This is a genomic window from Limosilactobacillus frumenti DSM 13145 (genome assembly GCF_001436045.1).
Taxonomy (GTDB): domain Bacteria; phylum Bacillota; class Bacilli; order Lactobacillales; family Lactobacillaceae; genus Limosilactobacillus; species Limosilactobacillus frumenti.
The window spans coordinates 464,121-487,467 of sequence record NZ_AZER01000016.1 but is presented as its reverse complement, the minus strand read 5'-3'; the positions used below and the strand labels follow the sequence as shown (position 1 = coordinate 487,467).

General features: G+C 43.6%; 22 protein-coding genes and 1 tRNA gene. 18 read left to right on the top strand and 5 right to left on the bottom strand.

Features of this window, described 5'->3' with window-relative positions; translation table 11 throughout:
• The first annotated feature begins 88 nt into the window (after positions 1 to 88).
• Both FD27_RS07025 and FD27_RS07020 read left to right on the top strand, forming a co-directional pair.
• Positions 89 to 442, top strand: a complete 354-nt coding sequence (locus FD27_RS07025; protein WP_057751860.1) for a hypothetical protein — start codon at positions 89 to 91, stop codon at positions 440 to 442.
• Between the two features lie 48 nt (positions 443 to 490).
• Positions 491 to 561, top strand: a tRNA-Gly gene (locus FD27_RS07020).
• A gap of 53 nt (positions 562 to 614) precedes the next feature.
• On the opposite strand, the gene FD27_RS07015 is transcribed toward FD27_RS07020, so the two are convergent.
• The gene (locus FD27_RS07015; RefSeq protein ID WP_057751857.1) at positions 615 to 1,556 is read right to left on the bottom strand and encodes an L-lactate dehydrogenase; all 942 of its coding nucleotides are present in this window, start codon (positions 1,554 to 1,556) and stop codon (positions 615 to 617) included.
• The gene (gene thiD, locus FD27_RS07010) at positions 1,549 to 2,382 is read right to left on the bottom strand and encodes a bifunctional hydroxymethylpyrimidine kinase/phosphomethylpyrimidine kinase (RefSeq protein WP_057751854.1); all 834 of its coding nucleotides are present in this window, start codon (positions 2,380 to 2,382) and stop codon (positions 1,549 to 1,551) included. Before thiD ends, FD27_RS07015 begins: the two co-directional genes overlap by 8 nt.
• Before the next feature lie 310 nt (positions 2,383 to 2,692).
• Here thiD and argS point away from each other — a divergent pair, with 310 nt between their 5' ends.
• From argS to FD27_RS06980, 6 genes are all read left to right on the top strand, one after another.
• Positions 2,693 to 4,393, top strand: coding sequence for an arginine--tRNA ligase (argS, locus tag FD27_RS07005; protein WP_057751851.1), 1,701 nt, complete (start codon positions 2,693 to 2,695; stop codon positions 4,391 to 4,393).
• A 152-nt stretch (positions 4,394 to 4,545) separates the two neighbouring features.
• Positions 4,546 to 6,681 carry a PBP1A family penicillin-binding protein gene (locus tag FD27_RS07000; protein WP_057751847.1) on the top strand — a complete coding sequence of 712 codons (2,136 nt, stop codon included), beginning with the start codon at positions 4,546 to 4,548 and terminating at the stop codon, positions 6,679 to 6,681.
• 66 nt (positions 6,682 to 6,747) lie between these two features.
• Complete coding sequence (locus FD27_RS06995) at positions 6,748 to 7,140, top strand: YlbF family regulator (RefSeq protein ID WP_057751842.1); 393 nt, start codon at positions 6,748 to 6,750, stop codon at positions 7,138 to 7,140.
• A 101-nt stretch (positions 7,141 to 7,241) separates the two neighbouring features.
• A complete protein-coding gene (locus tag FD27_RS06990; RefSeq protein ID WP_057751832.1) occupies positions 7,242 to 8,459 on the top strand; it encodes a metallophosphoesterase family protein in 1,218 nt (405 codons plus the stop codon).
• The gene (locus FD27_RS06985; RefSeq protein WP_057751829.1) at positions 8,449 to 10,899 is read left to right on the top strand and encodes an ATP-binding protein; all 2,451 of its coding nucleotides are present in this window, start codon (positions 8,449 to 8,451) and stop codon (positions 10,897 to 10,899) included. The genes FD27_RS06990 and FD27_RS06985 overlap by 11 nt, the downstream gene beginning before the upstream one ends.
• A gap of 110 nt (positions 10,900 to 11,009) precedes the next feature.
• Complete coding sequence (locus tag FD27_RS06980; protein ID WP_057751826.1) at positions 11,010 to 11,960, top strand: peptidylprolyl isomerase; 951 nt, start codon at positions 11,010 to 11,012, stop codon at positions 11,958 to 11,960.
• A 69-nt stretch (positions 11,961 to 12,029) separates the two neighbouring features.
• Here the strand turns inward: FD27_RS06980 and FD27_RS06975 are convergent, their stop codons facing one another.
• Together FD27_RS06975 and FD27_RS06970 are read right to left on the bottom strand one after the other, a co-directional pair.
• Positions 12,030 to 12,299: a hypothetical protein gene (locus FD27_RS06975; protein ID WP_151495796.1), complete on the bottom strand. Its 270-nt coding sequence runs from the start codon at positions 12,297 to 12,299 to the stop codon at positions 12,030 to 12,032.
• Entirely contained in the window at positions 12,247 to 12,672 is a 426-nt protein-coding gene (locus FD27_RS06970; protein WP_057751819.1) for an HIT family protein, read from the bottom strand. The genes FD27_RS06975 and FD27_RS06970 overlap by 53 nt, the downstream gene beginning before the upstream one ends.
• A 121-nt stretch (positions 12,673 to 12,793) precedes the next feature.
• Between FD27_RS06970 and FD27_RS06965 the strand changes: the two genes are divergently transcribed.
• Genes FD27_RS06965 through trmB form a run of 3 tightly spaced genes read left to right on the top strand, consistent with a single transcriptional unit; the run spans position 12,794 to position 15,383 of the window.
• Complete coding sequence (locus tag FD27_RS06965) at positions 12,794 to 13,531, top strand: ABC transporter ATP-binding protein (protein WP_057751806.1); 738 nt, start codon at positions 12,794 to 12,796, stop codon at positions 13,529 to 13,531.
• Positions 13,524 to 14,726: an ABC transporter permease gene (locus FD27_RS06960; RefSeq protein WP_057751795.1), complete on the top strand. Its 1,203-nt coding sequence runs from the start codon at positions 13,524 to 13,526 to the stop codon at positions 14,724 to 14,726. The genes FD27_RS06965 and FD27_RS06960 overlap by 8 nt, the downstream gene beginning before the upstream one ends.
• Positions 14,727 to 14,735: 9 nt before the next feature.
• Positions 14,736 to 15,383: a tRNA (guanosine(46)-N7)-methyltransferase TrmB gene (gene trmB, locus FD27_RS06955; protein WP_057751793.1), complete on the top strand. Its 648-nt coding sequence runs from the start codon at positions 14,736 to 14,738 to the stop codon at positions 15,381 to 15,383.
• A gap of 58 nt (positions 15,384 to 15,441) precedes the next feature.
• Here the strand turns inward: trmB and FD27_RS06950 are convergent, their stop codons facing one another.
• Positions 15,442 to 15,777: a hypothetical protein gene (locus FD27_RS06950; protein WP_057751790.1), complete on the bottom strand. Its 336-nt coding sequence runs from the start codon at positions 15,775 to 15,777 to the stop codon at positions 15,442 to 15,444.
• Positions 15,778 to 15,937: 160 nt separating this feature from the next.
• Here FD27_RS06950 and FD27_RS06945 point away from each other — a divergent pair, with 160 nt between their 5' ends.
• From FD27_RS06945 to coaE, 7 genes are all read left to right on the top strand, one after another.
• Positions 15,938 to 16,258 (top strand): thioredoxin family protein, encoded by a 321-nt coding sequence (locus FD27_RS06945; RefSeq protein WP_057751788.1) that lies wholly within the window; start codon positions 15,938 to 15,940, stop codon positions 16,256 to 16,258.
• Between the two features lie 81 nt (positions 16,259 to 16,339).
• Positions 16,340 to 16,990, top strand: a complete 651-nt coding sequence (gene ytpR, locus FD27_RS06940; protein WP_057751785.1) for a YtpR family tRNA-binding protein — start codon at positions 16,340 to 16,342, stop codon at positions 16,988 to 16,990.
• A 24-nt stretch (positions 16,991 to 17,014) separates the two neighbouring features.
• On the top strand, positions 17,015 to 18,319 hold the full coding sequence (gene murC / locus FD27_RS06935) for a UDP-N-acetylmuramate--L-alanine ligase (protein WP_057751783.1): 1,305 nt from the start codon (positions 17,015 to 17,017) through the stop codon (positions 18,317 to 18,319).
• Between the two features lie 83 nt (positions 18,320 to 18,402).
• Positions 18,403 to 19,116, top strand: coding sequence for a Bax inhibitor-1/YccA family protein (locus FD27_RS06930; protein WP_057751780.1), 714 nt, complete (start codon positions 18,403 to 18,405; stop codon positions 19,114 to 19,116).
• Between the two features lie 119 nt (positions 19,117 to 19,235).
• Positions 19,236 to 21,896 (top strand): DNA polymerase I, encoded by a 2,661-nt coding sequence (gene polA, locus FD27_RS06925; RefSeq protein WP_057751777.1) that lies wholly within the window; start codon positions 19,236 to 19,238, stop codon positions 21,894 to 21,896.
• An 18-nt stretch (positions 21,897 to 21,914) separates the two neighbouring features.
• Positions 21,915 to 22,748, top strand: a complete 834-nt coding sequence (gene mutM / locus FD27_RS06920) for a DNA-formamidopyrimidine glycosylase (protein ID WP_057751774.1) — start codon at positions 21,915 to 21,917, stop codon at positions 22,746 to 22,748.
• Entirely contained in the window at positions 22,748 to 23,347 is a 600-nt protein-coding gene (gene coaE, locus FD27_RS06915) for a dephospho-CoA kinase (protein WP_057751771.1), read from the top strand. Before mutM ends, coaE begins: the two co-directional genes overlap by 1 nt.

Here is a 23,347-nt window from a genome sequence, read left to right as displayed (position 1 = left end):
ACTATGGTCATTTGGCTTGAAAAAGTCGTTGAAAAAGTGTAGTCTTACGTATTGTGACCATTAATCTGAATTTATGAGGTGAGAATCAGTGGCAGATTTCGAAATTGGTGATTTAGTTCAAGGCAAGAAGTTCGGCCCGATGGATCATGACTTTACTGGGATTGTTGAAAAGGTCTACAACAATTCTATTATGGTTTCAATTCAAGATTTCGATCCAAGTGACAAGAGCGGTGTTAATGAATTAAACAATCGTGCCGTGATTCGTCAGAGTGAAGCCAAGATGATAAAGGCCGTTCCACGGACGGAAAAAGATGATGATGACGAGGAAGAAAAAGATGCCAAGTCATCAAGCAAGACCGCCGCAAAGAAGACGACCACTAAGAAGTCCTCTGCAAAGAAGAGCAAGACAACTAAAAAAACAACAAAAAAGGCTGACAAATAGGTTAGTTCGCGATATACTATGAAATGTGTTAATTGCATATTTCATTATGCGGGTATAGTTTAGTGGTAAAACTCAACCTTCCCAAGGTTGCGTCGCGAGTTCGATTCTCGTTACCCGCTTACTAAATAAGCGTCTATTTGAAGTATCATTACTTCAGATAGACGCTTTTTCATTAATCATTTTTAACTTGCTCAAGAACAGCTTTTAGCTGATCTGCGGAAGCCTGCATTTTCAGCTGTTCTTCGTGTGATAACGAATATTCGATAACCTGACCAATTCCTTGGCGATTAATCACGGCAGGAGTACCGAGGTAGAGATCATTGATACCGTATTGACCATCGAGTGGGGCTGAAATTGGGAGAACGCGGTTTTGATTTTCAATAATGGCACTAACGATTGCTGATAAGCACTTAGCAACTCCATAGAAGGTAGCGCCCTTCCGTTTGATAATCTCGGCACCTGCCCGATGGACTTGTTCTTCAATTTCCGCTCGTTCCTCGGCAGTGAAGTGCTTGATTGCATCTAGGGGACGTCCATTAATCATTGTCTCTGAGAAGGTTACAAATGACGAGTCACCATGTTCACCAAGTACCTGTGAATCGACTGCATTAACGGACAATCCAAGGCGTTGACTCAAGAAGAGACGCAGCCGTAATGTATCGAGTGATGTTCCTGTCCCGATCACGCGGTCTTTTGGAAATCCAGAGAAGTGCTGGGTCATAGTGGTCAGGAGGTCGACGGGATTACTGGAGATTACAAAGATTCCTTTGAAGCCAGTTGCCGTGATTTTGGTAACAATCTGTTTTAAAATGGCGACATTCTTGTGGATTAGGTCAAGGCGACTTTCGCCTGGCTTACGGGGAACACCAGCCGTAATGACAACGACGTCAGCATCGTGAGCGTCTTCGTAGTTCCCGGCTTTGACTTCAACTGGACTCGTGAGGGGTGTGATATCCGCAAGGTCGAGTGCGTCCCCCGCCGCCTTTTCACGGTTCCTGGTTACAATGACCAGCTGGTCGACTTCATTAGTTGTTTGGAGTAAGGAATAGGCAAACGCTGAGCCGACCGCGCCATCACCAATTAAGACTACTTTATGCGAATATTGATTAATCATGTTTTTCCTCCTGGTGAAGAGCGTGTTGAGCGGCCCAGTGATTAATCGGGCCAAATTTATGACCAACACTAATTTCGTTGGCAATGGCTGCATAGACGGCGTCCTTTGCATAACGAACAGCTTGGGCAATATCTTGCCCCTTCGCTAATTCACCGGCAATTGTTGCGGAGAAGGTATCGCCGGTGCCGTTAACGTGGGTTGTATCAACGAACGGCTTCGTTAATGTAAAGTGCTCACCATTTTCGAGGAGGACCACGTCGGTCACAGTATTTTGAGTTGGATCATTGTGTTCACCCTTAACAACCACATTCTTGGCACCCATCATGTGAAGCTTCTTTGCCGCGGCCAGCATATCATCAGTATTATGAATCTCCATTTCGGCAAGCTTTTGTGCTTCATAAAAGTTAGGGGTAATAACAGTTGCTAATGGAATGATTTTTTCGCGGAAAAGTTCATATGCCGATTGTTCCAGCAGCATGTTGCCATGCTTAGTAATGATGACTGGATCGACAACGAGGGGCCCAAAGTTAGCCATGGGGTAGTGCTCAGCGACGACCTGAATAACATCGTCGTTAGCAAGCATCCCCGTCTTGGCTGCCTTAATGTTGAAATCCGCTGCTAATACTTCAAATTGTTTTGCAATGAAGTCCGTGGGCATAATCTGTTGTGCTTCAATGCCATATGAGTTACCGGCAACAGCCGCCGTGAGGAGTCCATGGCCATAGACACCATCAGCAAAGAAAGCATGTAGGTCGGCAGGCATCCCCGCACTACCGTCACTATCATGACCAGCAATTGTGACTGCTTGTACTTGTTGATTAACCATTTTATCAGCAACCTTTCTAATTATTTGATGAAAATTGTAACATAATCATTAACATTTGTATTTACAAAACTGTTTGATATGATAATATAGTAACGAACCAATAATCGAGGAGTAGTACTTGTTTACTAATTTACAGCGATCCTACGTTGGTGTGAGGTAGGAAGTTAGAACAATGAAAGCGTGCCTCGTAGGCATTAAAATTTAATGAAAAAACGAGTGGAATTCTATTCAATTAGAGTGGTACCGCGGGAAATTCTCGTCTCTAGTAAGCAGTGCTTATTAGGGGCGTTTTTGTATAGGAGGAATTGTAATGAGTGAAAAAGAACAAGTTGTTTCAGCATTAGCTGCTGCTTTACCAGATCTAGGCGCGGCAGAAATTGCTGATAAGATTGAACGGCCAAAGGACTCCAAAAATGGTGACTTTGCCTTTCCAGCATTTTTCTTAGCAAAAACAATGCATAAAGCTCCTCAAATGATCGCCCAAGACATCGTGGCTAAGATAGACCAAAGCGGCTTTGACAAGGTTGTCGTAGCTGGCCCTTATATCAACTTCTATCTTAATAAGGCTAAAGTTGGGGCTAACATTTTGGAAAAAATTCTGAATGATCCTGAGCATTATGGTGAAATTGACTTGGGTCACCAAGCTAACGTTACAATCGATTATTCTTCACCTAACATTGCTAAACCAATGGGGATGGGACACCTGCGTTCGACGATGATCGGTGAAGCCATTGCCCGGATTCTGGAAAAGGTTAATTATAACTTGATTCGTGTTGACTACTTGGGTGACTGGGGAACTCAGTTCGGTAAAATGATGGCTGCTTACAAGATGTGGGGCGATAGCCAAGAAGTTCAAGATGGCTTGAAGAATGACCCAATTAACACCTTGCTGAAGTTGTATGTCCGGATCAATACTGAAGCTGATGAACACCCAGAATACACTGATGCTGGTCGTGAATGGTTTGCTAAGCTGGAACATGGTGACAAGGAAGCTTGGCGTCTCTGGCGTTGGTTCCGGACCATTTCATTGCAACGTTTCCAACGGGTTTACGATATGTTGGATGTCAAGTTTGATTCCTTCAATGGTGAAGCCTTCAGTGCTCAAAAGATGGATGAACCAATTCAATTACTCCGTGACAAGCACTTACTAGAAAAGAGTCGTGGGGCTGAAATTGTTGACCTTGATGAATACAATTTGCCACCATTGCTGATTATCAAGAGTAACGGAACAACCACTTACATTACGCGTGATTTGGCAACGGCTCTTTTCCGGAAGCGGATGTACGGTCACGCTAAGTCATTGTACGTTGTTGGTGCTGAACAAGAAGTTTACTTCAAGCAACTCCGGATGGCACTGAAGAAGATGGGCTTCAACTGGTGGAATCAAATTACTCACATTTCATTTGGTTTGATGAACCTGAATGGTAAGAAGATGTCCACCCGGAAGGGAAATGTTGTTTCTCTTGAAGATGTGCTGAATGATTCGGTTGATTTAGCACGGAAACAAATTTCTGAAAAGAACCCTGACTTGAAGAACCCTGATGAAGTTGCTAAGCAAGTCGGTATTGGGGCCGTTATTTTCCATGACCTGAAGAACTACCGGCGGAATGCGGTTAACTTCAAGTTGGAAGATGTTGTTAAGTTTGAAGGGGAAACTGGTCCTTACGTTCAATATGCTCGTGCGCGTGCCGAGAGTATTTTGCGGAAAGGCGGCATTCGGGACTTCTCTAATGTTGACTTAAGCCAAGTTGGTGACGAAGCTTGGGAACTGATTTCCTTCTTAGGTCAATACAGTAATGCCATCAAGCGTGCTGCTGATAACTATGACCCATCAGTTGTTGCTAAGTATGCGCTGGAACTGGCTAAGAAGTTTAACCAGTACTATGCTCATCACCGGATCTTGGATAATGATGCGGCTCAACCTGCACGGTTAGCATTAACCCAAGCTGTTTCTGATGTTTTAAAGTCGGCATTAGCTTTGCTTGATGTTAAGGCTCCAGACGAAATGTAATTCATAACTAAATTAATTATTAAAGGGACTGGGTATCACTGCTCAGTCCCTTTAATTTATTGTTAAGCTTGGCCATTAACTTTACTGGTCTGCAACCGACTATGGTAAAATGATGATCGATTTAATCGCAGTATAAATGGAGAGAGAAAGTAATGAGACGTTCACCTGAAGATGAAGAACAATCGACTGTTGGGCAACGGTTCAAGACATGGCTAAAACGCTTGTGGCACCAATTTCGGCAAAGCTTCAAGGCCTTCTGGCATCGTTACCAGTTAACGCGATGGATCATCGTTATTATCCTGGGGGTCTTTTTGATTGCCTCTACTTATCTAACATTCGTCGCTAAGACAGCTGATGTTAAAAATCTGGAGAATCGTTTACAACGGCCCACCATGATTTATGACCGTAAAAATCAATCAGCAGGGAGCCTGTATTCGCAAAAGGGCACCTATGTAAAGTTGGACCAAATTTCGGATAACGTTCCGGCGGCGGTCCTGTCCACAGAAGACCGGAACTTCTACCATGAGCATGGTTTCTCAGTTAAGGGTCTTGGTCGGGCTGGATTTTTACTGTTGAAGAATAAGTTGCTACACCGGGATTACATTTCTGGTGGTGGTAGTACCTTGACCCAGCAGTTGGTTAAGAATGCCTTCTTGACTCAACAGCAAACATTCTCACGGAAAGCGAAGGAAATTTTTATTGCGGTCGAGGTTGAGAATCAGTACAGCAAGAAACAGATTCTGACGATGTACTTGAACAACGCTTACTTTGGTCATGGGGTTTGGGGAGTCCAAGATGCTGCTCGCCGCTACTTTGACTGTGATGCCAGTGAGCTGACGGTGCCGCAAGCCGCAACTCTTGCTGGAATGTTAACTTCGCCCGGAATTTATGACCCGATTGTTCATCCTGACCTGACTAAGCAGCGTCGTAACCTGGTTATCCAGCTGATGGTTGAAAACCACAAGATCAGCCAGGCAAGTGCAAATACTTATAAAAAGGCCCCGTTACATGTAGTTAATGGGTACGTACCAAGTGATACTTACCGTTACCCATACTTCTTTGATGCAGTGATCGCCGAGGCGGAAAGTCGTTATCACCTGTCAGAAAAAGAAATTATGAACAACGGCTACAAGATTTACACCACCCTGGACCAAGATCAGCAACGGTCCATGCAGCAGACCTATGCGGATGATGATAACTTCCCAGTTGATTCGGCCGATGGGACGCGGGTCCAATCGGCATCTGTGGCCATGGATCCCAAGACTGGTGGGGTAACAGCCATTGTCGGCGGTCGAGGTAAGCATGTGTTCCGAGGCTTTAATCGCGGGACACAAATGCGCCGTCAGCCAGGGTCAACGATTAAACCATTAGTCGTTTATGCACCGGCACTGGAACATGGTTACTTCTACGATTCTACCCTCCAGGATAAAAAACAATCCTATGGTTCAAATAACTACACGCCGAAGAACTATGATGATACATACAGCGGCAGTGTACCGATGTATAAAGCCTTGTATGAAAGTTTAAACGCTCCGGCTGTCTGGTTGTTAAATAAGATTGGGGTTAACACTGGTTATCGGATGGCTCAGAAATTTGACTTGCCCGTTGAAAAAGGCGATCGGAACTTAGCTTTGGCCCTCGGTGGGATGACGAAGGGGGTTTCCCCAGAACAAATTGCCCGGGCTTACAGTGCCTTCGATAATAGTGGTAATATGCCGGAAAGTCATTTTATTACTAAAATTGAAGATGCATCCGGTAAGACAATCGTCAAGGCTCAAAAGACGAAGACTAAACGAGTTGTTTCGGCTAATACTGCTAAGAATATGACTTCAATGTTAATTGGTGTTTATGACCACGGAACCGGGCAAACTGCCAAGCCCGCTGGCTACACTGTAGCTGGTAAGACCGGGACTACTAACTCAGGGGTCAAGTGGGATGACCAAAATGACCGTGATAAGTGGATCGTTGGTTATACCCCTGATGTGGTTGTGGCGACGTGGGAAGGCTATGACGACACAAATGCTAACCACACCTTGAATGATATTTCGGCGCATAGTATTAACTCGCTGTTCAAAGCGGAAATGACCGGAATCTTAAATAATACGCCAAATACCAAATTTAATGTTGAAGATGCACAGGAACGGGCTCAAGCAAATACCGGCAATGATAAAGGTTGGGGATCATTCCTCAAGGATGGTAGTAACTTGATTAACCGGTTCGGCCAGACAATTAATAATTTTGGTGGTCGGGCAGAACAATGGTGGAATAATGTTAAATCCTTGTTCTAAACGCTACCTGTAGAGAGTGTCTTAATATGATACAATTGAAACTGATGAATAAAAGAAGGAGCGAATATCATGGTTAATATTTACGATACAGCTAACGACTTGAGCCGCCAATTAAAGGAAACTCAAGAATACCAAAATCTGAAGAAGGCTTTTGACGACTTGAAGGCGGAAAAGGACACCTTTGAAACTTTCAAGAAGTTCCAACAAATGCAAGCTAATGCTCAACAAAAGCAAATGGCTGGTCAAAAGCTTAGTCAAGATGAAATCAACGCTATCCAAACCATCGCTAAGGAAATTAGCACTAAGCCTGCTGTTCAAACCTTAATGAACCAAGAACGAGCCGTTGATAACATGCTTCAACAATTAAATAAGACGATTACTAGTCCAATCCAAGAATTGTACCAAGATGTTATGCCAAAGGGTCCCCAAGGTCCTCAAGGCCCACAAGCTAACAACTAAGCTTTGGAAGATAACTTTAACTAACTGGGTTCCAGCGTTCGGCGTGGCCGAAAGTTGGAACCCATTGTTGTCATGTTGAAATTAATGAAAGAGGAATGAACATGAAGTTTATTCATACAGGTGACCTCCACCTGGATAGCCCCTTTTTGGGACTTACTGAAATGCCTGATCAATTGTGGAAACAAGTGCACCAATCAACTTTTGCGGCATTTCAACGGATTGTAGATGCTGCAATTGAACAGGTGGTTGATTTTGTTCTTATTGTCGGCGATATCTATGATCGTGATCATCATTCGGCAGCGGCAGAAGACTTTTTTGCAGAACAGTGTCAACGCTTAGCTGACCACCACATTCCGGTGTACCTCAGTTACGGTAACCATGACTATCAACCGGTAACGAACCATTCACTTCTGCCTAGTAACGTCAATGTTTTTGATAATCAAGTGGAAACCAAGTTCCTGACTTTGCAAAATGGTCAGCGGGTTGCCATTAGTGGCTTCTCTTACGATCAGCGATGGTTGGATCAGGATTATGTAGCACAGTACCCTCAGCGAAAAAAGGATATCGATTGGCAGATTGGGATGTTGCATGGAGCTGTTCGTACCGGTAACGACCAGCAGGATCACTATGCCCCTTTCACAACTAGCGAATTATTAGCGCTTCATTATGATTATTGGGCACTGGGCCATATTCACAAACACCAGGTGTTACATGAACAGCCAGCGGTGGTCTACTGCGGTAATCCTCAGGGTCGTCACAAGAATGAAGATGGTCAGCATGGCTATTACTTGGTAGAAAGTCAGGACGATCGACTGATTCCAGAATTTCGTCCCGTTGCCCCAATTGAGTGGCACCAGGAGATAGTATCAATTAACAATGACGAAACTAGTCAACAGCTGGTTGACGACTTGGTTCACCAGATTGATAATCCCGCTACAGAAGACGCCTTTGCGATGGTCGAAATTAAATTACCGGCTGACCAGCTTAGTGCAGGCCTTAAACGTCAGGTATTAGCCGGATCAATTCTAGAACGCCTGCAAAATGCTTGTGAGGACCAGCAATTACGGTGGTGGCCATATCAGCTCAACCTGCAATCAGCCAGCACACAATTGCCTAAGATTACCGACTTAGATGAAAAATACTGGTCAGAGTCAGCCCAGCAAGTCTTTACCAGTGATCAGGTCATGGCTCTAGCTGGCAAGCTGGCTAACTACCCGTTTATTGCTGATCATTTGGAAGACCAGCAGCTGGTTGCTGAATTGCAAAAGTCGGCAACCCAATTATTAGGGCAAGGAGGTGCGGACGACGATGAAGATTAACCGTGTCCATATTGATGGCTTCGGCAAGTGGCATGATCAGGATTTTAACTTTGAGGACAATCCAACGGTGGTTTTTGGTCACAATGAAGCAGGCAAAACAACCCTTGCTAATTTTATCTTGAGTATCCTTTTTGGTTTTGCTGATGGTCGGGGTAAAAACCGCTTCCAACAGTACCTGCCTAAGGATGGGACGGCCTATGGTGGCTCTCTGACAATCAATCAAAATGGCCAAGAATATACAATTAAACGGACCAAAGGTAAAAATGGGGGCAAGGTGACAATCACTGATATCAATGGTCACCATAAGCCAGTTTCTTTTTTGAACCAGTTAATTGGCCCCTTGGATCGTGACTTATACCGCGCAATTTATAGCTTCGGTAATCAGGACTTGATTACGGATGATCTGGACCAAGCAACTGTTGAGCAGCAACTCCAACAGGTTGGAGCAGTTGGCTCACAAGAATGGCTTGCGCAAAGTAATAAGTTAGCTAAACAGGCTGATGAATTGTACAAACCCCGGGGACGGAAGCAGCCAGTGGTCAAACATTTGAAGGAATATCAAGAACTACGTGGACGTCTCGCTGATGCCCGTGACCAATATGCCGAATACCAACAATTACAGCAGCAGGTGCAATCACTAACTAGTCAGCAACAGCGACTGGCAACACAACGGCCGGATTGCAAACAGCAGGTTGCCAAGCTTGAGCACCTTCAGCGGTTATGGCCGGTTTATCAAAATTGGCAGGCTGGTCAGCAGAAAAACCAGCTTCGGCACGAGATGAGTGATGAGACCATTGCCAAAGTGCAGGGATTGCAAACATCCTTAGCCGAAGTTCAGCGCCAATTAAAGGCAAATCAAGAAACGGTGGCACGGTTGAGTGGGCAGCAAGCAGGACTAGCCAATGAGCAAGTACAAGATTACCAGAATAATAAGGTCAAGTACCAACAACTAAAGGATCAGTTATTAACGTTGCAAATGAAGATGCAAAATCAATCATCTCAACAGCTGGCAGATTGGCAACGAGAACAATCCCAAATTGAAGAACGATATCATCGGCAACCATTGCCAGCGCCACTAGGGGAAAACGATTTGTTCAAACTGCATACGTTGTTAGAAACGACCACAAGTAGTCAGAAGGCCCCTGTCCTTGCTTTAAGCTTGGTGGGAGTTACTCTATTTATTATTGGCTTGGCGGTTCATACGTTACTATTGACAGTACTGGGCTTAGTTATCGCCATTGCTGGCGGTGTCTGGTATTATTGGACTAATTATCAAAGTGCTAAAAGTCAAACAGCAGCCATCCACCGTTTTGGTAAGCAACATGGTTTATCGGCTTTTCCAACCAATCAGTGGATTACTATGCAAGCAGACTTACACCGGTACCAGGAGCTTCAACGTCAGGTCCAGGTTAGCCATCAGGCAACGGTTTCTTTGACTAAGCAATTTCAAACTCTGCGTCAGCAACTGCCCCGGTTTGTCCAGGGCAGTGATGATGACGCACTGATTAATAACTACCGTCAATGGCTTGTCCAAATCGAGGATCAAACGCAACAAGCTAATCAATTGGGCCGGGAACTCAGTCGTGAACAAAAGCAGGTGGTTGATTTGCAAAACCGACAGTCAACAATGGAAAAGCAATTATCAGCTTACTACCAGCAAGTGGATGTTCATGACGCTAATGAATTTAGTCATTATCTAGCTACCCGTGCTGCGGCTCAAAAACAGGCAGTTACGCAGTCAGCATATGATCAGCAACTGAGTGATCAGGATAAACAGCAATTGGCTAGATATGACAATGAAGCAGATTTAAGTCAGAACTTAACTGCTGCCCACCAGAAACTGGCGGCTAACCAACAGCAAAGCGAAGAAATTGTCACCAAATTGGCTCATCTAAAGGTAACGATTGAGGACCTCGTCAAGAATGGCACCTATAGTCAACTGCAGCAAGAACAAGCCAATCTCGAGACGGTGATCTGGCAAGAGAGCCGTCAGTGGTTGACTTACCAGTTGGCTATTAAATGGATTCAACATGCACTCCAACTAGCATCGGCGGACCGCTTTCCAAAGATTGTTCACCAGGCTGAACAGTTCTTTACTACATTGACGAATAAACATTACTCGCAAATCCTGCTGAATGATGAAGGAATCCAAGTGATTGATGATCATCAACAGACTTATCAAGTAGAGGAACTTTCTTTAGGGACCGCCGAACAATTATTTATTGCCTTACGTTTAGGATTTATCATGGTTATTGCGGACCAGTTAAAATTACCAATTTTAATTGATGATGGCTTTGTTAATTTTGATCAAGTTCGTCGTCACAAAATGATGGCCATCTTAAATCAGTTAGCTGCGAACCAACAGGTAATTTACTTTACCGCTGATGAACGGGCCCTTAATTGGTCTGCGGCAGTGATTGATTTAAATAAATGTGAATAAATATTGAAAAACTCTTAAACATTTTGGACTTCTAATTCGTGCCGCTTTCTGATTGTGGTATATTAGATTGGTAAGTTTTCGAATTAAAAATTATAGAAGGATGTGTTCTTTTGAAATCTAAAAAGTTATTAGCAATTCTCGCTAGTGTGACTTTGATTCTGCCATTGGCTGCCTGTGGTAGCAAAGCTGTGGCAACGACTAGTGGTGGGAAGATTACCGAAAGTGAATACTACAGCAGTATGAAGCAAACCAATTCCGGTAAGCAGGTTCTTCAACAGATGATCCTTGATAAGGTATTGGAAAAGCAATATGGTAAGCAAGTTTCTGACAAGGAAGTTAATGCTCAATATAATACCTACAAGAACCAATATGGATCTCAATTTTCAGCCATGCTTCAGCAAAACGGTTTGACTGAAAAGTCCCTGAAGCAACAAATTCGTTCCAACCTGTGCTTGGAAGCTGCTGTTAAGGCGCATGTCCACATCACCAACAAGCAGATTGACAAGCAATGGACTAAGTACCAGCCAAAAGTTCAAACTGCCGAAATCCTGGTTGGCAGTAAGGAAGATGCCCAAAATATTATTGATCAGATGAATAATTCTGACAGTCCTTACAAGACTTTTAAGAAGTTAGTCAAGTCAAAGTCTACTGACAGTTCTAATAAGAACGTTGGTGGTAAGGTGGCAGCCTTTGACAATACTTCCACCGCTGTTGATTCAGCATACAAGAAGGCCGCTTTCCAATTGAAGACTGGTGAATACACAAAGGAACCAGTTAAGACTGACGATGGTTACCAAGTTATTTACATGATTGAACACCCAGCAAAGGGTAAGAAGAGTCAACACATTAATGATTTGCGGAACCAAATTGTGCAAGAAAAGATGAATAACTCAACATTCTTACACAAGGTGGTTGCTGATGTCCTGAAGAAGGGGAACGTCTCCATCAAGGATAATGACTTAAAGAACATTCTTGATGAATACCTGAATTCCAACGCTACTACTGCTAATAGCAATAGTGGTTCACTAGGCCAGAATAGTTCCAACTCAAACAACAAGTAAACCAATATAAAAGGCGACCGTTAACGTCCAACGCAATGATTGAACGCTAACGGCCGCTTTTATTTGCAGCTATTTATTTAATTTTTCAATATCATGTTTTAGCTTATCAATCGTCGGTTGAGCCTGCGATTGCCAACGTTGCACATCACGCTGAACAGCGTCTTCCCAGCTAGCTGCTTGTCGACTAGCATGTTGCAAACCTTTAACGTTGGTGGCTAATCGTCGACTGGCATTGACAACATCCTTAACATCGCTGACGGCTTCATCTGCTACCGTCTTAACGGTTTTAGTTAAACTGCTTAATGATGGAATCTTGGATTGCTTTATATTTTTCATCATTGTAATCGCCTGAATTATCCTTAAAGATCATCTTGAAATCGTCGTGATCAGAGTAGCGTGGCACAAGGTGAATGTGGGAGTGGAAGACAGATTGGTAAGCAACCTTACCATTGTTATTGACGATATTCATACCCTTAATATCTGGATTTGAAGCCTTGATCGCACGGGCAATCTTTGGAATACGTGAGAAAACCGCTGCTGCAAGGTCAGGATCATATGCAAAAATATCCTTCACATGTTTCTTGGGTACAACTAGGGTGTGACCAGGAGTGCCTTGAGAAATATCGAGAAAGGCTTTTACAACATCATCTTCATAAACAGTGTAACTAGGAATTTCACCTTTGATAATTTTACAGAAAATACAATCGTCCATGTTCACTCGCTCCTTTTTACATTATTAACAATAGTATACCAAAAAATGACATCAAACCGTATTCTCACGATTAGGGGACCCTATGATATAATCAACGCTAGAACGATCAAAGGAGATTACCATGGCATTAGAAGTAAATCAAATTGTCGGCGGTTATTCACAAATACCGGTTCTTCATAAGGTCAGCTTCACCGTTAAACCGGGGGAATTAGTGGGGCTAATTGGCCTAAATGGGGCAGGTAAATCCACTACCATTAACCATGTAATTGGCTTACTGCGACCATTTTCTGGGTCCATTACTTTAAATGGGATCAAGATCGACCAAGACCCCGCGGAGTATAAGCGACAGATTGCTTATGTTCCTGAAGCACCGGTCTTATATAATGAATTAACGTTACGTGAACATCTGGAATTAACAATGACTGCTTATGGATTGGCCCCTGAGCAGACATGGCCACGGGCTCACCAACTTTTGAAAACCTTCCGCTTAGACAATAAGTTAGACTGGTTCCCAGCAGACTTTTCCAAGGGGATGAAGCAGAAGGTGATGATCTGCTGTGCCTTTATGACTAACGCCAAGCTATTAATTGTGGACGAACCATTCTATGGATTGGATCCGCTCGCTGTCCATGACTTGCTTAACCTAATTGAAGAACGAAAACAAGCGGGAACGGCAGTCCTGATGTCAACCCACGTTCTGGACACGGCCCAAAAGTATTGTGATCGCTTTGTCCTACTTGCTAACGGTCGGGTGCGTGCTCATGGAACATTAGACGAATTACGTGCTGAGGCTGATCAGCCAAATGAATCACTGGATGATATTTATCTTCGTTTAGCAAGGAATGATGACGATGAGTAGTTTATTTAGTCAACGTCGTCAAAAGCATTTTATGACGCTACTTAAGTATTGGCGACTCGTTTTTAATGATCACTTTGTCATTGCCTTATTCTTTTTGTTCGGGGCATTAGCTTATGGTTATTCTCAGTGGCTGCCACAATTGAATTCCCATTTGTGGTGGACACGGTGGCTACTGATCCTTTGGTTTACCATCCTGCCTCAACTTGGTCGACTGGCGACATTGCTTAAACGGGCAGATCCAATTTTCCTATTGCCCCAAGTTAAGGCGATGGAGAATTATCTTGACCATGCTTATCGCTACAGCGTTCTTTTAGCAGAGCTGATTACTATCGCAGGTACAGCTGTGGCACTGCCGTTCGCAATGACCACCGAGCGATTGACCAATGTGGACTTAATTATGATTGTGATCACCGCAATGCTCGCTAAGGAGAATTGGTTATTTACTGCCCGAAAATCCATTAGTTTACGCTGGTCAGCACAACGCTGGCGAAGCCGTTTCGAATATTGGGTGAACCCCTTAATTATTGCGGCAGCCACCTGGTTGATAAATCCATTTGCCGGTCTGGCCGTGGCAATTGTCTTAACACTTGGTATGCGCTTGGTTTATCGTCATTTAACGATTGATTGGCGGGCCGCTGTTAAAATGGAAACTGACCGAATGTACAGTGTGTACCGCTTCTTCAACCTGTTTACGGATGTCCCAAGTGTCCAAGGAAATGTTAAGCGCCGTCAATGGTTGAGCTGGTTAGTGAACTGGTTGACGATTGCGGGGCATCCATGGTCATACCTGTACGCTCATGGATTTGTTCGCAATGTCGAAATTAGCGGTTTAGTTGCTCGGCTAACAATCGTGGGAATGTTAGTATCATTTTTCGTCCAGGTGAGTTGGTTGAATACTATCTTGGTGATCCTGTTTATTTACTTAGTTGCCACTCAACTAATGCCGTTTTACGAGCAGTATGCGGACAATGTTTTTACCCACCTGTATCCTGTTTCTACTGAAGACCAGGTGACAGATTTCCGTCAATTATTGGCTAAAATAACGACAATCGAAATGCTGTTAATTGTCCTGGCTTCACTGGGTTACCAGACTAATTGGTCACACTGTGCACTAAACTTGGTGGTCGGGATAATTGAAGTATTCCTGCTAGTTCGCTTCTACTTTGGAACCAGAATTAAAAAGATGAATAAGTGAGGTTTTCTAATGCGTGTTAAACACAAAAAATGGGCAGACCCATTAATGGCTGCTCATCCTGAAATGTTAGTTGAAGATGCAGCCCAATTCCGTGGTAAATGGGAGAGCCGTTTTCCTAAGAAGCAGCCCCTTCACCTTGAAGTTGGAATGGGCAAAGGGCAGTTCATTATTGGGATGGCCAAGGCGCACCCCGAGATCAATTTTATAGGTCTGGAAATTCAGCGGACGGTGGCTGCCATTGCTTTGAAAAAAGCATTGCCGGAAGAACTTCCCAACCTCCAATTGATTTGTGGGGAGGGAGAAGAGTTGGAAACATACTTTGCGTCTGGTGAAGTTCAGCAACTGTATTTAAACTTTTCTGACCCGTGGCCAAAGAAGCGGCATGCCAAGCGACGGTTGACATACCATACCTTCTTGGCAGAATACCAACAAATATTAGTCCCTGGAGGAAAGGTGGAATTAAAGACTGACAATATGGGCTTCTTTGAATTCTCCCTTCAGAGCATGAACAACTTTGGCATGCACTTTGATGGTGTTTGGTTGGACCTTCATCACAGTGATGAGAATGATCATAATGTTGAAACCGAGTATGAGCATAAATTTGCTTCTAAGGGTCAACCAATTTATAAGTTGACGGCGACGATGCCTGAAAAGTGACGAAATAAGTAAAGGCTCTATTATTCAGTACTGAACTGAGTAATAGAGCCCTTTTAGATTATCGTTCTTCACGTTTGAGTGACAGCAGACTACCAGTTTTTGCGTCAGCGATAAACTGGTAATCAACAGGTTGGTCATCTTCCAGACGAGTCAGGCCACCTTCATAGGCTTCGGTCCGCACTGCAAACCGTTGGTAGGGGATGCGGTGGTGGTTAATCCAACTACCGGTAATGGTTCCTTCTTTAGCAAAGTCATCATGAACCATTTTGAGAATATCGTCCGCAGAAAGCCGACTTTGACCGACTAATTTACCGGCTAAAAAGCCTAATATTCCAGACGCACCAAGAGTAACTGGCAAAAGCCAGGGATTGATTGTGCTGTTTGAATCATTCATTAAGTAATTGCTTCCTTTATTTGTTAATATCGTTTATTATACTGCTTTATCAATGAATAATAATGATATTTTATCATGAATTGCGTAGAATGCAAAAAGTCCCCGAATATTAATGGAGAATGCTATAATGCAATTACTACTAGAGGGGGATCAATTACTTATGGAAAAGTTAGCGACCATGGATGAAGAACAACTATTGCAAACAATCAGTGAAGGACAGTATGTCCTCTTTTTCTCAGCCAACTGGTGTCCTGATTGTCAATTTATTAAACCAGCTATGCCAGAGATTGAAAGGGACTTCCCAGATTTTAAGTTCCTTGCAGTTGATCGTGATGATAATTTGTCTTTAGCAGCGGATTTGAATATTTTCGGCATTCCGAGCTTCGTCGTGTATTGCGATGGAAAGGAAATTGGCCGATTAGTAAATAAAGATCGTAAAACCAAGCAACAAGTGGAAGATTTTTTGAACGATTTGAAGTAAAATATAAGACGGTAATTTGAAGGATGAGGGGCATCAGGCAATCATCCTTCTTTCATTTCAATTGTAGAAAGGGATAATTAAATGTTAATTTCCAGTTATAATCCGGCTGAACTTGACGATACTTTAGTAGTCATCACTGCACCAGATACTGACGATCAAGAAACCACTGTTAAGGATAACATCGCGCAGATTACTGCCAGCAATGATCACCACCTTTTGGGCTACAACTTTTTAGCGGCCAGCAAGATCTTACCTGAATTGAAGCAGGAAAATGGTCAGGTCTTTTTAACTGCTGACCAAGTCGCTAAGTTGAATGATGCTCTTAAGGCAGCAGGCTTTGACCAACTATTGACTGCTGATGAATCACCAAAGTTTGTTGTGGGCTACGTTGAAAAAATGACTGACCACCCTAAGTCAGATCATTTGAAAATTACCCAAACTAAGATTGGGCATGATCAAACTGTTCAAATTGTTTGTGGCTCCCCAAATGTCAAAGAAGGCATTAAAGTTGTCGTTGCCCGTCCTGGTGCAATGATGCCCGACGGTAAGATTATTTGGCCTGGCCAGTTAATGGGGGTTGACAGTGATGGGATGCTTTGCGGATTCCGTGAGCTCCACTTGAAGAACGCCCCTGATAAGAAGGGATTATGGATTATTCCAGATGACTGGCAAGAAGTTGGTGAAGCAGTTGACTTTGCAAAGGCCAACACTTACTTTCCAGCTCAAAATTAATGAATTGAGGAAGGAATCAGATCAATGAGCAAAACTTATTATTTTATTGGCATTAAGGGAACTGGGATGGCTTCATTAGCCCGCATTTTGCATGACCAGGGTAACGAAGTTCTTGGTTCTGATATTGAAAAGGAAACCTTTACTCAGGGCCCATTGCTAAAAGCAGGCATTCGGATTTTGCCTTTTAATCCGGATAACCTGAAGTCCGGGATGATTGTGATTCAAGGAAATGCCTTTGGTGATGACCATCCAGAAGTTAAGAAGGCCCATGAGCTCGGATTACAAATTCTTTCGTACCCTGAAGCAGTGGAACAAATCGTCCAGTCCCACACAAGTATTGGGATCGCTGGGGCTCATGGTAAGACGAGTACAACCGCCCTTCTGGCCCATGTTTTAGATGGGGTTGAACCAACTTCTTACTTAATTGGTGACGGTGTTGGTAAGGGCAATGTCAAGGACCGCTTCTTTGTTTTTGAAGCAGATGAATACCGTGACCACTTTTTGGCTTACCATCCTGACTATGCCATCATGACAAACATCGATTTTGATCACCCAGACTACTTTAAAGATATTAATGATGTTCGGGATTCTTTTGAAACCTATGGTAAGCAGGTAAAGAAGGCTATCTTTGCCTGGGGTGACGATGCCAACTTACGGAAACTCGATGTTGATGTGCCCGTATATTATTACGGTACCGGTGAAGGCGATGATTTCCGGGCCGAAAATATTCAACGGACGCCAGCAGGCTCCACATACGATGCTTACTTTAAGGATCAAAAACTCGGCACCTTTACTATTCATTTGTATGGTGAACATAGTGTTTTGAACAGCCTAGCGGTGATTGCTGTCGCATACATGGAACACGTTGATATGGCTGATATTAAGCGTGAACTCGCTAACTTTACTGGGGTTAAGCGTCGTTTCAGTGAAACTGACTTTGCTGACGATACCTTAATTGATGATTACGCTCACCACCCAAGTGAAATCAAGGCTACCATTGATGCCGCCCGGCAGAAGTTCCCTGATCGGCCGATTGTTACCATTTTCCAACCCCATACTTATTCACGGTTGGCGGCATATATTGATGGTTTTGCCAAGTCCCTCAGTCGGGCAGATAAGGTTTACGTCACGCCAATTTTTGGTTCCATTCGTGAAAATGCCGGTCACGTTTCTAGTGAAGATCTGGAAGCCAAGATTCCTAATAGTGAAGGAATTGATATGGACTCAATGGATAAGCTATTGCAATACCATAATGCTGTCCTGGTCTTCATGGGTGCTGGTGATATTGAAAAATACGAGGATAAATATAAAGAATTGATGAACAAGTAGGCTAATTGCTTGCAGTTAAAGAACAGCTCTGTTACTATCTCTTTATTAGTCAAACTTAGTCAAATAGAAAGGGAGACCACATAATGAATAATTTCTCTCAAGAACCTGGTCGTCGGGTTGTCACCGATGCAAGTGGCCTGAACCAATTCTTGACCAGAATGTATGGTAATATGGCGCTCGCCATTTTAGTTTCAGCATTCTCTGCTTACTTAACGATGAATACATTCCGAGCACAAGTATTTGGTTACTTTGGTGCTCACCCGGGAATGGTTTGGTTAGTATTATTGTTACCAATTGCTTTATCGATGGGGGTTGGCTTTAGTGCAACCCGGAATCCAGTTGGAGCATTTGTAATGTTGATGCTGATTTCCATTATCTACGGAGTGGAATTTGCGCTGATTGCCGGCGTTTACACCCAGGCCAGCATTGCTTCCGCCTTTGTTTCTTCATCAGTCATCTTTATCGTGATGGCTCTATATGGAACGTTAACTAAGCGGGACCTGAGTCGAGCAGGGTCACATGCTATGGCAGCGTTGATTGCTCTAATAATCGCCTACTTGATTAACATGTTCCTGCAAAGCCCGGCCATTGCGTACATCTTTTCCTTTATTGCGGTTATTATCTTTACGGTATTAACTGGTTGGGACGCACAAAAGATGAAGGCTATTTACACTCAATATGGCGATCAAGTCTCTGTTACTGGGTTGGCAGTTTTAGGGGCACTACAGCTCTACCTAGACTTTGTTAACCTCTTCATTTCACTTTTACAAATCTTCGGTATGAGTGACCGAAACTAATTGTTAAAAAGCTTCTAGCGTTTGCTAGGGGCTTTTTTGTATGGTCAAACAGTAGATTAACCTCTCATCCTAATCTTTGGTACAATATTAAGCAGCAATAGAAGGGCGGTTTTTTAAGTATGGCAAAGCATTTACTTTTAATTGATGGAAACAGCATTGTTTTTCGAGCATTTTTTGCAATGCATAGTCAAATTGATAAATTTACCAACCAGGATGGTCTGCACACTGCAGCAATTTATGGCTTTAAGCTGATGCTGGATCATGTGCTGGACTCGTTCCATCCAGATGCAGCATTAGTGGCGTTTGATGCGGGTAAAGTGACGTTCCGAACGAAAATGTATGGTGATTATAAGGGTGGTCGTAATAAAACTCCTGAGGAATTAACCGAACAGTTGCCATATGTCCGGGAACTAGTACAAAAGAGCGGTTTACATAGTTATGAGCTTCCTAATTATGAGGCCGATGACATTATTGGGACGTTGGCCAAGCAAGCCGATGATGCTGGCTATGAAACCTTAATTGTTACTGGTGACCGTGACTTAACTCAGCTCGCAAGTGATCATACAACAGTGGCGGTTACTCATAAGGGAGTCACTGAAACTGAACACTATACTCCTGCCCACGTTGAGGAAAAACTAGGTATAACCCCCACACAGATTATTGATATGAAGGCGCTTATGGGTGATAGTTCTGATAACTATCCGGGAGTCACTAAAGTCGGTGAGAAGACGGCCATTAAACTTGTTAAGCAATTTGGCTCCGTCGAAGGTTTGTATGACCATATCAACGAGTTAAAGAAGAGCAAGATGAAGGAACACTTGGTAGATGAAGAAGATATTGCCCGTCAATGCAAGACCCTTGCGACGATTTTGCGCGATGCCCCAGTCAAAATTGGCTTGCAAGACTTATCATATCAGGGCCCACAGACCGAGGAATTGATCGAATTTTACCGGGAAATGGACTTCAAATCTTTCTTGAAAAAGATGAATATTAATCCCGATGATGATGAAGAACACCTGAGCACTATTAAGTATGTGCAACTAAGTAAGGATAACCTTGATCAGTTGAAACAGCTGACGGGGGAAGTGAGCTTCTACCTTGAAATGCCGGAAGCTAATTACCACCTTTCACCATTTGCCGGTTTTGTTATTGGTGACGGTCAGCATTGGTTTGTTAGCCGGGAAACTGAATTACTGAATCAGCAACCTCTTAAGCACATTTTGGAAAGTACGGAGATTAAAAAGAATGTCTTTAATGCGAAGGCTCAGATTGTGGGCTTACATCGTCTCGGTGTTGATTTCCGCAATGTTGACTTTGACTTGTTGCTGGCATCATATTTGTTAAATACCAATGACAATAGCAATGACTTGGGTAACGTTGCTCGGGAACACGGCTTCAATGACGTCCAAACTGATGAAGCAGTGTACGGAAAGGGTGCTAAACGCACAATTCCTGATGATGACCAGGTCTTCTTCGACCACTTAGTTCATAAGGCCCACGCTATCGATCACCTGCGAGTAAGTCTGTTTAAGCAGTTAGATGAAAACGAACAGCGGCCCCTCTACACTGATATTGAATTGCCATTGACCCGTGTTTTGGCAGAGATGGAAATGACCGGGGTTCATGTTGATGCCCAAACACTCAAGAACATGGGTAGCAAACTGAAGGAACGGATGGCCGAAATTGAGGCCCAAATATACGAAGAAGCAGGTGAGAAGTTTAATATTAATTCCACCAAACAATTAGGCCATATTCTGTTTGAAAAACTGAAGTTACCAGTTATCAAGAAAACTAAGACGGGCTATTCAACGGCCGTTGATGTTTTAGAGAAATTGGCTCCCCAGGCGGAGATTGTCGAACAAATTCTTCAATATCGGCAGATCTCAAAGCTCCAATCAACGTATATTACTGGCTTGCTCAAGGTGATCCATTCCAGTGACCAGAAGATTCATACACGGTACTTACAGACCTTGACCCAGACTGGTCGGTTATCGTCAGTTGATCCGAACCTCCAGAACATTCCGGTTCGTCTGCCAGAAGGTCGGCAAATTCGGCGTGCCTTTGTACCAAGTCATGAGGGCTGGCAGATCTTTTCTTCCGATTATTCCCAAGTGGAACTACGTGTGTTAGCCCATATCACTGGTGATAAGAATCTCCAAACCGACTTCAAGAACGGTGAAGATATTCATGCCGCAACTGCACGGCGGATTTTCCACCTGCAGCCAGATCAGAAAATCGATCCGAACATGCGGCGGCGTGCCAAGGCCGTTAACTTTGGAATTGTTTATGGAATTAGTGACTATGGGTTAGCACAACGGATTCACGTCAGTCGTAAGGATGCCCATGAGTTCATTCAAAACTACTTCAAAGAATTTCCAAACGTTAAGAAGTATATTCATGACACGGTTGATTTTGCCCGCGAACACGGTTATGTTGAAACAATCACTCACCGTCGTCGTTACCTACCTGACATTAATGCCAAGAACTTCAGCCGTCGTTCATTTGCAGAACGAACTGCAATGAATACGCCAATCCAAGGGAGTGCGGCTGATATTATTAAGATTGCCATGATTCGGATGCAGGATGAATTGCAAAAGCATCATCTTCAAGCCAAGATGTTACTGCAGATTCATGATGAATTAGTGTTCGAGGCTCCTGCTGAAGAAATCCCAGTGCTCCAGAAGCTCGTGCCGTCAGTAATGGATTCCGCAGTTAAGTTGGACGTGCCACTGAAGGTGGAAAGCAAGTTTGGTGACACTTGGTATGACCTCAAGAAGTAAACGAGGGAGGAAATAAATATGCCTGAATTACCCGAAGTGGAAACAGTGCGCCGTGGTTTATTAAAGATTGCTGCTGGCCGTAAAATCAGTGGGATCGATGTTTATTATGGCAAGACGATTACTAATGATGTTGAAAAATTTCGCCAGGCCCTGATCGGTCAAACGATTGTCACCGTTGATCGGCGTGGTAAGTATCTCCTTTTTCGCTTTACTAATGATTTGACAATGGTCTCGCACCTGCGAATGGAGGGAAAATACTTTAACCAGCCAATCGGCGGGCCAATTGATAAACATACGCATGTTGTTTTTGAGTTTACTGACGGTAGTGAACTCTGTTATCACGACACTCGTAAGTTTGGTCGGATGACCCTCGTTAAAACCGGCGAGGAGATGACAGTGGGGGGCTTGAAAACCATTGGCCCCGAACCAACAGCTAATGACTTTACCTTGCCGTACTTCAAAGCAATTTTGGCAAAGAGTCGGGGCAAGATAAAGCCATTCCTTCTTAACCAACGGCATGTTGCCGGGTTAGGCAATATTTACGCGGATGAAGTCTTATGGATGAGCAAGGTTAACCCTGAGCAACCTGCCAATAGTTTAACTGACCAGCAGATTAGGGACCTACACGATAACATTATCAAAGAGCTGGCTCGGGCCATTGAATATAAGGGAACGACGGTTCATAGTTTCACCAATGCTTTTGGTGATGCAGGGGCCTTCCAAAACCAGTTAAACGCCTATGGCCATGCTGGTGATCCGTGTCCACGCTGTGGTACTAAAATGGTTAAGATCAAGGTTGCACAACGGGGGACAACTTTCTGCCCTCACTGTCAGCCATTGGAGAATGACTAATGACAAGGGTAATTGGTTTAACGGGTGGAATTGCCAGTGGTAAATCCACCGTTTCCCGCATGCTGGCGACTGCCGGGCTGCCAATCGTTGATGCTGATCAGGTAGTCCGGACATTACAACAGCCGAGCTCCCAGGGACTACAGGCCCTAGAACAAGCATTTGGGCGTAATATTATCACGGCGACTGGTGAACTTGATCGGTCTGCACTTGGTCAACTAGTTTTTAACGATGACCAACAGCGAAATAAGTTAAATAGAATTATGCAGCCAATGGTCTGGAATGAAATTTGGCAAGAGGTTGATCAATTTCGTAAACAAGGAATACCGTGGGTGGTATTAGACGTTCCACTATTAATTGAGGAACATTATGATCGCGATTGCGACTTAGTCATCGTTGTTGCAGTTGATCGTGCAATTCAACGTCAGCGCCTTATGGACCGCAACCACTTGACAGTTGACCAGGCTGAGGCCCGGATAGTGTCCCAAATGTCATTAGAAGAGAAAAAGCGCCATGCTGATATTGTAATCGATAATAATGGAAACTTGCAGAAACTTCGTCAACAGGTAGAAGCCGTCCTTAAACGCTTAAAAGAACAGTAA